The organism is Streptococcus ictaluri 707-05 (assembly GCF_000188015.2).
Classification (GTDB): domain Bacteria; phylum Bacillota; class Bacilli; order Lactobacillales; family Streptococcaceae; genus Streptococcus; species Streptococcus ictaluri.
In genome coordinates, this window is sequence record NZ_AEUX02000007.1 from 389,908 (window position 1) to 404,928 (window position 15,021).

The 15,021-nt window shown below is 38.8% G+C and carries 10 protein-coding genes and 1 rRNA gene; 9 read left to right on the forward strand and 2 right to left on the reverse strand.

The window, feature by feature from the left end:
* The first annotated feature begins 6 nt into the window (after positions 1-6).
* From STRIC_RS09700 to sufB, 3 genes are read left to right on the forward strand one after another with little or no spacing between them, the layout of a single operon-like run.
* Positions 7-1,233 carry a cysteine desulfurase gene (locus tag STRIC_RS09700; RefSeq protein WP_008090251.1) on the forward strand — a complete coding sequence of 409 codons (1,227 nt, stop codon included), beginning with the start codon at positions 7-9 and terminating at the stop codon, positions 1,231-1,233.
* Positions 1,220-1,693: a Fe-S cluster assembly sulfur transfer protein SufU gene (sufU, locus tag STRIC_RS09705; RefSeq protein WP_008089661.1), complete on the forward strand. Its 474-nt coding sequence runs from the start codon at positions 1,220-1,222 to the stop codon at positions 1,691-1,693. The genes STRIC_RS09700 and sufU overlap by 14 nt, the downstream gene beginning before the upstream one ends.
* 2 nt (positions 1,694-1,695) lie before the next feature.
* On the forward strand, positions 1,696-3,114 hold the full coding sequence (sufB, locus tag STRIC_RS09710) for a Fe-S cluster assembly protein SufB (RefSeq protein WP_008090410.1): 1,419 nt from the start codon (positions 1,696-1,698) through the stop codon (positions 3,112-3,114).
* Positions 3,115-3,541: 427 nt separating this feature from the next.
* Here sufB and STRIC_RS09715 read toward each other — a convergent pair whose 3' ends face one another.
* The gene (locus STRIC_RS09715; protein WP_234944216.1) at positions 3,542-4,699 is read right to left on the reverse strand and encodes a D-alanyl-D-alanine carboxypeptidase family protein; all 1,158 of its coding nucleotides are present in this window, start codon (positions 4,697-4,699) and stop codon (positions 3,542-3,544) included.
* 418 nt (positions 4,700-5,117) lie between these two features.
* Complete coding sequence (pbp3, locus tag STRIC_RS09720) at positions 5,118-6,362, reverse strand: D-alanyl-D-alanine carboxypeptidase PBP3 (RefSeq protein ID WP_008089802.1); 1,245 nt, start codon at positions 6,360-6,362, stop codon at positions 5,118-5,120.
* 334 nt (positions 6,363-6,696) lie between these two features.
* Between pbp3 and STRIC_RS09725 the strand changes: the two genes are divergently transcribed.
* The 6 genes from STRIC_RS09725 to STRIC_RS09750 all read left to right on the forward strand — a co-directional run bounded on the left by STRIC_RS09725 (position 6,697) and on the right by STRIC_RS09750 (position 14,983).
* Entirely contained in the window at positions 6,697-8,667 is a 1,971-nt protein-coding gene (locus tag STRIC_RS09725; protein WP_008090135.1) for a peptide ABC transporter substrate-binding protein, read from the forward strand.
* A 66-nt stretch (positions 8,668-8,733) separates the two neighbouring features.
* Positions 8,734-10,218, forward strand: a complete 1,485-nt coding sequence (locus STRIC_RS09730) for an ABC transporter permease (protein WP_008090071.1) — start codon at positions 8,734-8,736, stop codon at positions 10,216-10,218.
* A gap of 2 nt (positions 10,219-10,220) precedes the next feature.
* Positions 10,221-11,147 (forward strand): oligopeptide ABC transporter permease OppC, encoded by a 927-nt coding sequence (gene oppC / locus STRIC_RS09735; protein ID WP_008089700.1) that lies wholly within the window; start codon positions 10,221-10,223, stop codon positions 11,145-11,147.
* 8 nt (positions 11,148-11,155) lie between these two features.
* Positions 11,156-12,226 carry an ABC transporter ATP-binding protein gene (locus STRIC_RS09740; protein WP_008089761.1) on the forward strand — a complete coding sequence of 357 codons (1,071 nt, stop codon included), beginning with the start codon at positions 11,156-11,158 and terminating at the stop codon, positions 12,224-12,226.
* A complete protein-coding gene (locus tag STRIC_RS09745; protein ID WP_008090244.1) occupies positions 12,219-13,142 on the forward strand; it encodes an ATP-binding cassette domain-containing protein in 924 nt (307 codons plus the stop codon). Before STRIC_RS09740 ends, STRIC_RS09745 begins: the two co-directional genes overlap by 8 nt.
* 292 nt (positions 13,143-13,434) lie before the next feature.
* Positions 13,435-14,983, forward strand: a 16S ribosomal RNA gene (locus STRIC_RS09750).
* Positions 14,984-15,021 lie beyond the last annotated feature (38 nt).

Consider the following 15,021-nt stretch of genomic DNA (forward strand, 5'->3'; position numbering starts at 1 on the left):
TTCTCATTGTTTAATCCTAATAAGATCAAAAAAGAGTTTACGATATTGGACCAAACAATCAATGATGAAGCTCTTGTCTACTTAGATAATGCTGCCACAACGCAAAAACCTCAGAGTGTTTTAAAGTGTTTGCAAGCTTATTATGAAGAGGATAACGCCAATGTTCACAGAGGAGTGCATACTCTAGCAGAGCGTGCGACTCGCCAGTATGAAGCCAGCCGACAAAAAGTGGCTGATTTTATAAAGGCAAAATCATCTAAAGAAGTTCTTTTTACAAGAGGCACAACAACTGGGCTGAATTGGGTAGCAGCATTTGCAGAAGAGCTATTAGAAGCTGGTGATGAAGTTTTGATTTCGATAATGGAGCACCATTCTAATATCATTCCTTGGCAACAAGCCTGTCGTAAAAAGAAGGCGAAGCTAGTTTATGTTTATCTCAAAGATGGTCAATTGGATATGGAGGACCTAAAAGAAAAAATAGGTCCTAAAACCAGATTTGTCAGTTTAGCTCATGTTTCCAATATTTTGGGGTGTATTAACCCTATTAAGGAAATTACCCAACTAGCACATGAGCATAATGCTTACATGGTCGTGGATGGAGCGCAATCAATTCCCAATATGCCTATCGATGTGCAAGAATTAGACTGCGATTTCTTTGCTTTTTCAGGACATAAGATGCTAGGGCCTACAGGCATTGGTGTCTTATACGGGAAAGAAGAAATCCTTAACCAAATGTCTCCAATTGAGTTTGGGGGCGAAATGATTGATTTTGTCTACGAACAAGAGGCGAATTGGAAAGGCTTGCCCTGGAAGTTTGAGGCAGGTACCCCAAACATTGCTGGAGCTATAGGATTGGGGGCAGCTATTACTTATTTAGAGTCTCTAGGGATGGCTAATATCCAGTCTCATGAAGCAGAGTTAGTGGCTTATGTTCTGCCAAAATTACAGGCTATTTCTGGTTTGACGGTCTACGGGCCAAGTCAAGCCAGTAATCATGTTGGAGTGATTGCCTTTAACTTAGAAGGTATTCATCCTCATGATTTAGCAACAGCTTTAGATTATGAAGGGATTGCTGTTAGGGCTGGTTATCATTGTGCCCAACCGTTACTTCAGTACCTAGGCGTTCACTCCACAGTAAGGGCTAGTTTTTACCTTTACAACACTAAAGAAGACTGTGATCAGCTGGTTTCAGCGATTCTAAAAGCGAAGGAGTTTTTCAATGGCACTCTCTAAATTGTCGAGTTTATATATGGCGGTTGTGGCAGATCACTCTAAGAATCCCCATCATCACGGACAATTAAAAGGTGTTGAAGCCGTTCAACTTAATAACCCAACTTGCGGTGATGTGATTTCACTTACTGTCAAATTTAATGGGGACATTATTGAAGATATTGCTTTTGCAGGTAATGGCTGCACGATTTCTACGGCCTCTTCAAGCATGATGACGGATGCTGTCATTGGTAAAACGAAAGAAGAAGCCTTGGCACTAGCTCGTATCTTTTCTGACATGGTTCAGGGAAAAGACGAGCCTCAACAAGCCTTGCTAGGAGAGGCTGAATTATTAGGGGGAGTGGCTAAATTTCCTCAGAGGATTAAGTGCTCAACCTTAGCTTGGAATGCTTTAAAAGAAGCTATCGAAAGAAGTCAAGAAAATCAGTCCAAGGACTCTTCATCACAACACAAAGGAAATTAAAAATGTCTGATATCAATGAAAAAGTCGAACCTAAACCCATTGATCTGGGAGAATACCAATTTGGATTTCATGATGATGTTCAACCTATCTATTCAACTGGTAAGGGCTTAAATGAAGCAGTGGTACGCGAGTTATCAGCTGCCAAAAAGGAGCCCCAATGGATGCTCGACTTCCGTTTAAAATCACTTGAAGCTTTCAATAAGATGCCCATGCAAAAATGGGGAGCCGATCTTTCAGATATTAATTTTGATGATATTATTTATTATCAAAAACCTTCTGATAAACCAGCTCGCTCTTGGGATGATGTTCCAGATAAAATCAAGGAAACCTTCGAAAGAATTGGAATTCCAGAAGCAGAGCGGGCTTATCTTGCTGGAGCATCAGCTCAATACGAATCTGAAGTTGTCTACCACAACATGAAAGAAGAGTTTGAAAAATTAGGTATTATCTTCACTGATACGGATTCAGCGCTCAAAGAGTATCCTGATTTATTTAAACAATATTTTGCGAAGTTAGTTCCGCCGACGGATAATAAACTAGCGGTACTAAACTCAGCTGTTTGGTCAGGTGGAACCTTTATCTATGTTCCTAAGGGGGTTAAGGTAGATATTCCCTTGCAAACCTATTTCCGTATTAATAATGAAAACACGGGACAATTTGAAAGAACCTTGATTATTGTAGATGAGGGAGCTAGCGTTCATTATGTAGAAGGCTGTACAGCTCCGACTTACTCTAGTAATAGTTTGCATGCTGCCATTGTTGAGATTTTCGCCTTAGATGGTGCTTATATGCGCTACACCACCATTCAAAACTGGTCGGACAATGTCTATAATTTAGTGACCAAGCGAGCGCGGGCTTTAAAAGATGCCACGGTTGAGTGGATTGATGGTAATTTAGGTGCTAAAACGACCATGAAGTACCCATCTGTCTATTTGGATGGACCAGGAGCACGTGGCACTATGTTATCTATAGCCTTTGCGAATGCAGGACAACATCAAGACACTGGTGCTAAAATGATTCATAATGCTCCCCATACCTCATCTTCAATTGTTTCCAAATCAATTGCCAAGAGTGGTGGTAAGGTGGATTATCGAGGGCAGGTGACATTCAATAAACAGTCTAAAAAATCAGTTTCTCATATTGAATGTGACACCATCTTGATGGATGATATTTCCAAATCAGACACCATTCCTTTCAATGAAATTCATAACTCACAAGTAGCTCTTGAACATGAAGCCAAGGTATCAAAAATTTCAGAAGAACAGCTTTATTATCTGATGAGTCGTGGTTTATCAGAAGGTGAAGCTACTGAGATGATTGTAATGGGCTTTGTCGAGCCATTTACCAAAGAACTACCAATGGAATACGCTGTTGAGTTAAACCGACTTATTTCTTATGAAATGGAAGGCTCTGTTGGTTAATTATTTTTTCCTTATCCATTATAATTTCTTGATGGATAGGGTTTTACAAAAGTTGCTACTAACCCAAGCGGTTAGTTTTTTAGGTTAGTCTCCCTATCAGTTATTTGAAGAAGCAAAAAACCATCTTAATTAAAAGATGGTTTCAGATTGAAGAAAAAGTCATTTATTGCTACTTTCCTTAGGTGCTATCGGAGGTAGGTTAAACAGTCAGGGGAGTGACTGTTTAAGAAAACCAAAGAATTCCATACCTAACTGTCGGGCCTAAGGTCTCGCCAGTTTCGAGTGTCTAAAATATTGCTATCGCTCGCAGAAATAGGATATTTAGTAAATCCCCTGCAAAGCTTCTTGTCCTATTGGTATAGTGACAGGGGGTTTGTCTACAGCCAAAAACTATCTTAATTAAAAGATGGTTTTTAAATAAGCTTTCTTAGGTCATTAAGAAGGCAATGAGAGCCAAGATCAGGATGATAAGAATAAATAAAGCAAGTCCAACAAGTATTAACTGTCGATTTTCTTGGAAAAAATTATCAGAGTGCTTTGTTAGAGGTGCTTTTTCTTTAGTTTGCTGCTTTTTAGGAAGCTTTTCGGATGTACTAGAAAGTTTAGGAAGTAGACGTTCTAATTTTTTCCTTTGTTTTGCAGTGAGCGTTTTAGTCTCTTCAAAACCTTTTTCTAATAGAGCATTGGCAAAAGGGTGGCGATAAAATTCACCAGTTTGGTCTGTCCAATCTCCTACTCCCATAATAATGGCAATTAATCTTGTTTCTCCACGCTTAGCGGTTACCATTGCGTTAAAAGCAGCACCAGGACTAGAACCTGTCTTAAGTCCGTCTACACCTTCCATGCCGTATTTATCATTTGGTAGAGAATAATTATAGCTATGAAATTCTTCTTCATAAGGTGTTCCCACCATGGTGTGAACGACAGAGTCTTTAGTGTAGTTGAGAATATCAGGATACTTTGTTAAAAAATGGTATAGTAATATAGCTAAATCACGAGCAGTTGTAGTATTTCCGGCAGTCATATCGTATTTGCTGGGATTATAGTAGCCTTGAAAGGACTGGGCAGCTGCACCGCTGGCATTCGTGAAATGGGTATTTTTCATTCCTAGTTTTTTAGCGGTTTGATTGATACGGTCAATAAAAGCTGACGCATCATTTTTAGACAAATAATTAGCAATCATGACAGTAGCAGCATTCGAAGATGGCACCGCCGTCATGGTAATTAATTCCCGGATGGGATAATCAACACCGGCAACAATATTATTATTGCTGATCTCGTAGATTTTACTAATAGCCTGATCCGTTTCAGTAGCCTTGATGGTCGTGTCTAAGCTTACTTTTCCTGCCTTTAAGTCCTGGAAAAGAAGAAAAAGAGTAAACATTTTTGACATACTTGCCGGATCTCTAGGGATGTCAATATTATCTTGCCAAAGAATCTCGGCATTTTTGGTATCGATGACAATGGATGCTTTTGGTCGATAAAAATCACTAACAGTGTAGCCTACTTGGCGAGTGATATCCATGATATCATCGGCTTGTATGCTGGTGCTAGCCCAGAAATGAAACAAGAGGTAGCAAATCACTAAAAGTCGTTTGGTCAATTTGAAGCTCCTTCAACAGATAATTATCATTATTATACCATGTCAATAATACAAAAGAAAGAACTTTTAAATGATATTAATTTTTTATAAGAATAAGGGACGCGAACTTGTAATACAAAAAGTTCCAAAATCCTTTATTAAATGTCAATAAGATGAAAAGTGTCATTAGTTTAAAGAAAAAGTTGTTTTTCCTCTCCTAGGCGCTATCGAACAGCTTAAAGAGTCTGGGGATGACTGGCTAAGAAAAGCAAAGAATGTCATGCCTAATTATCAAGCTTAAGGTCAAGACAATTTCGAATTTTATTTGACTTGGGACATAGCTTTTGTTATAGTCTGATGTCATCAAGCTATCGTTAACATTTTTCTATATTATATAGGAAGAAATGATTACAAAAGTATTCTATAGTTTTTCGTTAACAAAGCGAACGAAGTGATTCCACCAAATTTTTAAGAAGAAACTTCTAGAAATATCTTTGTTAGCGACAAGTTCTATTTGAGGTGTTTGGCCAATATAGCCTTTTCCGATTAAGTGCTTATCATTAAGTCTTGCTTTAGCTAGTACTTCCCCTTTTTTGATAGGAGCATATCGTTCAGGAGTTGTAGCAGTTAGCTGAAAAGAGGTTTTGCTTTGATCATCTGCAGCTTTAATCAGAGTTAGGTTGGTCTTTGGAACAATTTGGACACTATTATCTGGGCTATCCAAGACGGTTAAGGCCTTTAGCTTTTGAGCTTGCCCTTTTTTAAGGACAGTCACTTTTACAAACCTGCTGGCAATATGTTGTAAGAGTTGATTGCTAGCTTCGAAAACAGCATTAGGGTTTTCTGGGGCACCATCAGCTGAGAGCACAATTGAGATAATTGTCAGATTACTTTCCTGGCTGACAGCTAAAAAGGAGGATCCCACTTTTTCCGAATAACCTACGAATAACCCTTTGACTCCAGGCCGATGATAAGGCATTCCTTTTAGCATGTGATTATAGGAAAAGATACTGGTATTGGCAAAACTTGTTGAAGCTTCTTTTGAAATATCCAAAACTTCTGGAAATTCGGACAGTAAATGACGACTGATTACCGCTAAGTCGTGAGCGCTGAGTTGGTTCTCATCTTCAGAACTTGATTCTGGATAAATGTTTTCTCCTAAAATTTCATTAGGAAGTCCACTAGCGTTTACTAATTTAGCATCAGTAATTCCCCATGCCGATAGTTGGTCTTTCATTTTATCCACAAATTTAGGTTCAGTACCCCTTATTTTTTCAGCTAAGGCTATAGCAGGGCTATTGGCATTTGTGACAATCATCGCTTTCAATAAATCTCTAACAGTATATTTTCGAGCATCTAAAGGAACATTGCTGATATTATAATTGGTTGTTAATTCATAAGGGTAGTTGGAAATGGTGACTGGAGTATCCCAATGCAATTTTCCTGCTTTAATTTCTTTGTAGACCATGTAGGTGGTTAAGATTTTGCTGATAGAAGCAACAGGTACAGCTCTTTTTGCTTTTTTTTCATATAAAATTTTTCCAGTCTCCAACTCAAAGGCTAAGCCGTTTTTGGCTGGGAGCTCAAAGTCATCCGCCTGAACAGAACTAGCTAGTGTCAAAAGACATGTAAAGACTAATAATAAAGCAGTTAACGCTTTTTTCATTCGTTTTTCCTTCTTTAACGTGTTTTTATTAATTATAACATAACTTGACACTAACTTTTAAGCCTCTTTCTCAAATGGAGATGTTGTAAAAACGCTATCATGAGAGATTCTTTTCCTATTTTAAAATTAGTGAGAGATTGTTATCAAGCAAATGGAAGCTCTTTCCTTATTTTAAATGAATAAAAAGAAGAATTTATTCCAAAATATTCAGATAATTTTTGACTATCATTATTTTCATTGACTAAAAATTTTGATATAATACCTTTAATTAACTTATTTCATTTAACTTTAGTAACAAAACGAAAATGAAAAATAACGTTCAGGGGTGACTTATATGAAGAAAAGTAAATGGTTAGCAGCTTTAGGAGTTGCTGTGCTGTCAGTCTCTGTTTTAGCTGCTTGTGGCGGCAAAAACTCATCCAGTGGTTCCAATGCAACAAAGACTTATAAATATGTCTTTGTTAATGACCCAAAATCTTTAGACTACATTCTCACTAATGGTGGTGGTACTACTGATGTAGCTACACAAATGGTAGACGGTCTTTTAGAAAATGACAAATACGGAAATTTAGTTCCTTCATTAGCTAAAAACTGGAAAGTGTCAGAAGATGGCTTAACCTATACTTATACTCTTCGTGATGGGGTGTCTTGGTATACTTCAGATGGAGAAGAGTACGCCCCTGTTACAGCAGAAGACTTCGTAACCGGTTTGAAACATGCCGTTGACGGCAAGTCTGAAGCTCTTTACGTTGTTGAAGACTCTATCAAAAACTTAAAAGCCTACCAAAATGGTGAAGTTGATTTTAAAGAGGTTGGGGTAAAAGCTCTAGATGACAAGACTGTTCAATACACTTTGAACAAACCTGAATCATACTGGAACTCTAAAACTACTTATAGTGTCCTTTTCCCTGTAAATGCTAAATTCTTAAAAACACAAGGAAAAGATTTTGGAACGACAGACCCATCCTCAATTCTTGTGAATGGAGCATACTTCCTCAGTGCTTTCACCTCAAAATCTTCCATGGAGTTCAATAAAAACGAAAGCTATTGGGATGCTAAAAATGTCAATATTGATACAGTTAAACTAACTTACTCAGATGGCTCTGATCCAGGTTCATTCTATAAGAGTTTTGACAAAGGTGAATTTAGTGTAGCTAGCTTATATCCGAACGCCCCAACATATAAGTCTGCTAAGAAAAAATATGCTGATAACATTACTTACGGAATGCTGACTGGAGATATCCGTCATTTATCTTGGAACTTAAACCGAACAGCATTTAACAATAGTAAAAAAGACCCTGCTCAACAAGACTCAGGTAAAAAAGCGCTAAATAATAAAGACTTCCGTCAAGCTGTCATGTTTGGATTTGACCGTGCCGCTTTCCAAGCCCAAAAATTTGGTGAAGATGCTAAGACTAAAGCTCTTCGTAACATGCTTGTGCCACCGAGTTTTGTAACAGTTGGGGACGAAAATTTTGGAGACGTGGTTGAGAAAGAATTGTCAACACTTGGTGACGAATGGAAAGATGTTAAGTTAGAAGATGCTCAAGATGGCTTCTACAATCCAGAAAAAGCTAAAGCAGAATTTGCAAAAGCAAAAGAAGCCCTTTCAGCTGAAGGTGTTACTTTCCCTGTTCAATTAGATTATCCGGTTGACCAAGCTAATGCTGTAACTGTTCAAGAAGCACAATCATTCAAACAATCTGTTGAAGCTTCACTTGGAAAAGAAAATGTTCAAGTAAACGTTATTGAAACAGAAACATCTACACATGAAGCACAAGGTTTCTACGCAGAAACACCAGAACAACAAGACTACGATATCATTTCTTCTTGGTGGGGACCTGACTATCAAGACCCACGTACTTACCTTGATATCATCAGCCCAAGAGATGGTGGTTCAGTAGTTCAAAAATTAGGTATTAAAGCAGGAGAAAGCGATGAGGTTGCAGCTAGCCTTGGCTTAGATACTTATCAAACACTACTTGATCAAGCAGCTGCTATCTCTAATGATAATGATGCTCGTTATACTGCTTATGCTAAAGCACAAGCTTACTTGACTGATAGTGCAGTTGATATTCCAGTTGTTACTTTAGGTGGAACTCCTCGTGTGACAAAATCAGTGCCATTTAGTGGTGGCTTTGCATGGGCAGGTGCCAAGGGACCATTGTCATATAAACAATTGAAACTTCAAGAAAAACCAGTTACTGCTAAACAATACGAAAAAGCAAAAGAAAAATGGTTAAAAGCACAATCGAAATCAAACGCTGAATACGCTAAGAAGCTAGCAGACCACGTTAAGAAATAAAACGATGTTCAAAATAGAACTTTCTCGTTTCACTGAGAAAGTTCTTTTGAACTGTTGAGGATAACTATGAAAAAATACATTTTAAACCGTATCTTACGATCGCTTGTATCGGTTGCAATGGTGACGGCTTTAACATATACCATCGTATATACATTAGTACCTACAAGTCTTATTTTCAAACAAGATCCAAACTATAATAAGATGACAACTACGCCTGATAAAAAAGCTGATTATGAAAATTTGACTTTCCAAAGAATGGGCTATATAAATTATTACAACAGTAGCGAATTGAGAAATAAGGTTTTAAAAGAAAATGGAGCTACTTCTGATAAATCAAGTTACGAAAAATACGTTAATAAACTTGGAAATGGTTGGAAGTTAAAAACCTTACCCGTAAGTAAAAAATTCTATGCTACTCGTAGTATTCCTATTTATGAACGCGTTTGGAACTTCTTTTCTAATTTGATTGTTGTTGATCATCCATGGAAAATTCAAGATAAAGAAAATCCTAAGTTGGAACGATACGTACGCTTTGAAAACGACAAGGCTATTGGCTGGTCTCTTGTTGGTTCGGGAACGAAACATAAGTATTTACTATATGTTAACGGAAAATTCCCATACCTTCATCAAAACATTGTAACCCTAAACTTAGGGACCTCTTACCCAACTTATAGTAATATTCCAGTTCTTCAAGTTATCTCACAAGGACAAGGGAAAACACATATTCAAGATGTAACCTTCCCATCTGGAATCACTAAAAAATCATCCGTTGATATCTATAGTCGTACTTATCGTAACCCCTCAACTATTGATGACTTGACTAAAAATAATTATGGTAAAAATGATGCTTACACAAGAACGATTAACAATTATGCTGATCCATCAATGATTCATAATTCCTTTGTCATCGGATTCTTTGGTGTTTTAATTTCTTACATAATTGGCTTGCCTTTAGGTCTGTTTATGGCACGCTTTAAAAACACTTATTTTGATCGTTTCTCAACGGCAACAATGACTTTCATGCTAGCTTTACCAAGTATTGCAGTTATTTATGTAGTTCGTTTTATCGGAAGCGCCATTGGTTTGCCAGATTCTTTCCCTATGTTAGGTGCTTCAGACCCTCGTTCATATGTTTTACCGGCTGTTATTTTAGGTATCTTAGGTATTCCTGTTACCGTTATCTGGTTCCGTCGTTATCTGGTGGACCTTCAAGCCAGTGACTGGGTAAGATTTGCGCGAGCAAAAGGATTATCAGAGTCAGAGATTTATAAAGATCACCTCTTTAAAAATGCTATGGTACCGATTGTTTCTGGTATTCCTGCAAGTATTATTTTAGCGATTAGTGGCGCAACTTTAACAGAGACTGTTTTTGCCTTCCCAGGAATGGGTAAAATGCTTATAGACTCTATTAAATCGGCTAATAATTCTATGATTGTTGGTTTAACCTTTATTTTCACCGTCTTATCTATTATTTCACTTTTGTTAGGCGATATTGCTATGACATTAGTAGATCCGCGTATTAAATTATCAGCAAAAAAAGGAGGTAAATAAATATGGAAACAATTGAACAATCAAAATTTCAATTTGTTGAACGTGATAGTAGAGCCTCCGAAGTCATTGATTCTCCTGCTTACTCTTATTGGAAGTCAGTTTTTAGACAGTTCTTTTCAAAAAAATCCACCCTTTTGATGTTGACTATTCTTGTGGCGATTTTGCTGATGAGTTTTATTTACCCGGTCTTTGCTAATTATGACTTTGGAGATGTCAGCAATATTAATGACTTTTCTAAACGCTATATCTGGCCAAACGCGGAGTACTGGTTCGGTACTGATAAAAATGGTCAATCTCTTTTTGATGGGGTTTGGTATGGTGCACGAAATTCTATTTTGATTTCGGTTATTGCTACCCTGATTAATATCACAATTGGAGTTGTCTTAGGTGCTATTTGGGGTGTCTCAAAAACATTCGATAAAATTATGATTGAGATTTACAATATTATCTCAAACATTCCATCGATGTTAATCATTATTGTATTGACTTACTCTCTAGGCGCTGGGTTCTGGAATCTTATTTTAGCATTTTGTATTACGGGTTGGATTGGTGTTGCTTATTCTATTCGTGTGCAAATCTTGCGTTACCGTGATTTAGAGTACAACCTTGCTAGTCAAACACTAGGAACACCTATGTATAAGATTGCGGCTAAAAATCTTTTACCTCAATTGGTTTCGGTCATTGTGACTATGTTGTCTCAAATGCTACCAATTTATATTTCATCTGAAGCCTTTTTATCTTTCTTTGGAATAGGGCTTCCGACAACAACACCAAGTTTAGGGCGTTTAATTGCTAATTATTCTAGCAACTTAACAACAAATGCTTATCTCTTTTGTATTCCTTTGTTGACTTTGATTTTAGTTTCGTTACCACTTTACATTGTCGGACAAAATCTAGCTGATGCTAGTGATCCACGTTCACATAGATAGGAGTTAAAATGACAAATAATAAAAATGTAATCTTAACTGCCAAAGATGTGGTAGTGGAATTTGATGTACGTGATCGTGTTTTAACAGCTATTAGAGATGTTTCTCTAGAGTTAGTTGAAGGAGAAGTTCTCGCCTTTGTTGGAGAATCAGGCTCAGGTAAATCTGTTTTAACCAAGACATTTACAGGAATGCTAGAATCAAATGGCCGAATTGCGAATGGTTCTATTCAATACCGTGGTCAAGAATTGACTGACCTGAAAACAAATAAAGATTGGGCGCCTATCCGTGGTGCAAAGATTGCTACAATCTTCCAAGATCCAATGACTAGTTTAAGTCCGATCAAAACGATTGGAAGTCAAATTACAGAAGTCATTATTAAGCATCAAAAACTAGATCGTAAGAAAGCTAAAAAGTTGGCTTTGGATTATATGAACAAGGTAGGTATTCCAGATGCTGAGAAGCGTTTTGAAGATTTTCCTTTTGAATATTCAGGAGGTATGCGTCAGCGTATCGTTATTGCCATTGCTTTAGCTTGCCGTCCGGATATTTTAATCTGTGATGAGCCAACTACAGCTTTGGATGTTACTATTCAAGCTCAGATTATTAAACTACTTAAAGATTTACAAAAAGAGTATGAATTTACCATCATTTTCATCACACATGACTTAGGAGTCGTAGCGAGTATTGCAGATAAAGTTGCTGTGATGTATGCTGGGGAAATCGTAGAATTTGGAACTGTTGAAGAAATTTTTTATGATCCGAGACATCCATATACTTGGAGCCTTTTATCAAGTCTTCCTCAGTTGGCAAATGAGTCAGGTGGATTGTATTCTATTCCTGGAACGCCACCATCGTTATATTCTCCAGTTATAGGGGATGCATTTGCTTTACGTTCAGAGTATGCAATGGTTCTTGATTTTGAACAAGCTCCTCCAGTTTTTAATGTTTCTGAAACACATTGGGCAAAAAGTTGGCTCTTACACCCAGATGCTCCTAAAGTAGAAAAACCTGAAGTGATTCAAGACTTACATCAAAAGATTCTGCAAAAAATATCCCGTCAGGAGGAAGGAAATGACTGATAAATTAGTCGAAGTAAAAGACCTAGAAATTTCCTTCGGTAAAGGAAAGAAAAAATTTGTTGCCGTTAAAAATGCCAATTTCTTTATCAAAAAAGGAGAAACATTCTCTTTAGTTGGTGAATCCGGAAGTGGTAAAACAACGATTGGCCGAGCAATAATCGGACTCAATGAGACAAGCTCAGGACAAATCATCTATGATGGTAAGGTTATTAATGGAAAACGCACACGATCAGAAAATAGTGATTTGATTCGTAAAATACAAATGATTTTTCAAGATCCTGCAGCCAGTCTTAATGAGCGTGCTACAGTTGATTACATCATTTCTGAGGGACTTTATAATTTTAAGTTGTTCAAAGATGAAGATGAGCGTAAAAATAAAATTAAAAATATGTTGACAGAGGTTGGTCTGCTTCCTGAACATTTAACACGGTATCCACATGAGTTTTCAGGAGGTCAGCGTCAGCGTATTGGTATTGCAAGAGCTCTTGTTATGGATCCTGAGTTTGTGATTGCGGATGAGCCAATTTCAGCATTGGATGTTTCAGTTCGCGCACAGGTTTTAAACCTGCTAAAACGAATGCAGGCTGAAAAGGGGTTGACCTATCTTTTTATTGCGCATGATTTATCTGTTGTTCGATTTATCTCAGACCGTATTGCCGTAATCCACAAAGGGGTGATTGTTGAAGTCGCAGAAACAGAAGAACTTTTTAATCATCCAATCCACCCTTATACTAAATCACTACTTTCAGCAGTTCCAATCCCGGATCCAATTTTAGAAAGACAAAAGCAACTAGTGGTTTACAATCCTGATCAACATGATTATACAGAAGATAAGCCATCAATGGTTGAGTTAAAACCAGGACACTTTGTATGGGCAAACCAAGCAGAAGTCGAAGCTTATCGCAAATCTATTTAAAAGAGGTTTAGCCTCTTTTTTATTTTTTAAAAAATGGTTGACAGAGACAAGTTGATCTAGTATACTAATAAAATTGTCAGATGAGAGGACGCGTCAGTGAAAGAAACTGAAAAAAAGTAGTTGACAAGTTTTCTTAGATTTGATAGAATAAAGAAGTTGTCTCGCAAGAGATAAAGACCTTTGAGAACTGAATAAGACGAACCAAACGTGAGGGTGATATGGAGACATATTACCCGTCAAAAAACGAGAAATAAATCTGTCAGCGACAGAAAAGAACGAGTAAGTTCAAACTATAAATGAGAGTTTGATCCTGGCTCAGGACGAACGCTGGCGGCGTGCCTAATACATGCAAGTAGAACGCTGAGGACTGGTGCTTGCACTAGTCCAAGGAGTTGCGAACGGGTGAGTAACGCGTAGGTAACCTACCTCATAGCGGGGGATAACTATTGGAAACGATAGCTAATACCGCATGACAATTAAGTACACATGTACTAAATTTAAAAGGGGCAATTGCTTCACTATGAGATGGACCTGCGTTGTATTAGCTAGTTGGTGAGGTAACGGCTCACCAAGGCCACGATACATAGCCGACCTGAGAGGGTGATCGGCCACACTGGGACTGAGACACGGCCCAGACTCCTACGGGAGGCAGCAGTAGGGAATCTTCGGCAATGGACGGAAGTCTGACCGAGCAACGCCGCGTGAGTGAAGAAGGTTTTCGGATCGTAAAGCTCTGTTGTTAGAGAAGAACGGTAATGGGAGTGGAAAATCCATTACGTGACGGTAACTAACCAGAAAGGGACGGCTAACTACGTGCCAGCAGCCGCGGTAATACGTAGGTCCCGAGCGTTGTCCGGATTTATTGGGCGTAAAGCGAGCGCAGGCGGTTCTTTAAGTCTGAAGTTAAAGGCATTGGCTCAACCAATGTACGCTTTGGAAACTGGAGAACTTGAGTGCAGAAGGGGAGAGTGGAATTCCATGTGTAGCGGTGAAATGCGTAGATATATGGAGGAACACCGGTGGCGAAAGCGGCTCTCTGGTCTGTAACTGACGCTGAGGCTCGAAAGCGTGGGGAGCAAACAGGATTAGATACCCTGGTAGTCCACGCCGTAAACGATGAGTGCTAGGTGTTAGGCCCTTTCCGGGGCTTAGTGCCGCAGCTAACGCATTAAGCACTCCGCCTGGGGAGTACGACCGCAAGGTTGAAACTCAAAGGAATTGACGGGGGCCCGCACAAGCGGTGGAGCATGTGGTTTAATTCGAAGCAACGCGAAGAACCTTACCAGGTCTTGACATCCCGATGCCCGCTCTAGAGATAGAGTTTTACTTCGGTACATCGGTGACAGGTGGTGCATGGTTGTCGTCAGCTCGTGTCGTGAGATGTTGGGTTAAGTCCCGCAACGAGCGCAACCCCTATTGTTAGTTGCCATCATTCAGTTGGGCACTCTAGCGAGACTGCCGGTAATAAACCGGAGGAAGGTGGGGATGACGTCAAATCATCATGCCCCTTATGACCTGGGCTACACACGTGCTACAATGGTTGGTACAACGAGTCGCAAGCCGGTGACGGCAAGCTAATCTCTTAAAGCCAATCTCAGTTCGGATTGTAGGCTGCAACTCGCCTACATGAAGTCGGAATCGCTAGTAATCGCGGATCAGCACGCCGCGGTGAATACGTTCCCGGGCCTTGTACACACCGCCCGTCACACCACGAGAGTTTGTAACACCCGAAGTCGGTGAGGTAACCTTTTAGGAGCCAGCCGCCTAAGGTGGGATAGATGATTGGGGTGAAGTCGTAACAAGGTAGCCGTATCGGAAGGTGCGGCTGGATCACCTCCTTTCTAAGGAAATGGAATACGTTTATCGTCTTATTTAGTTT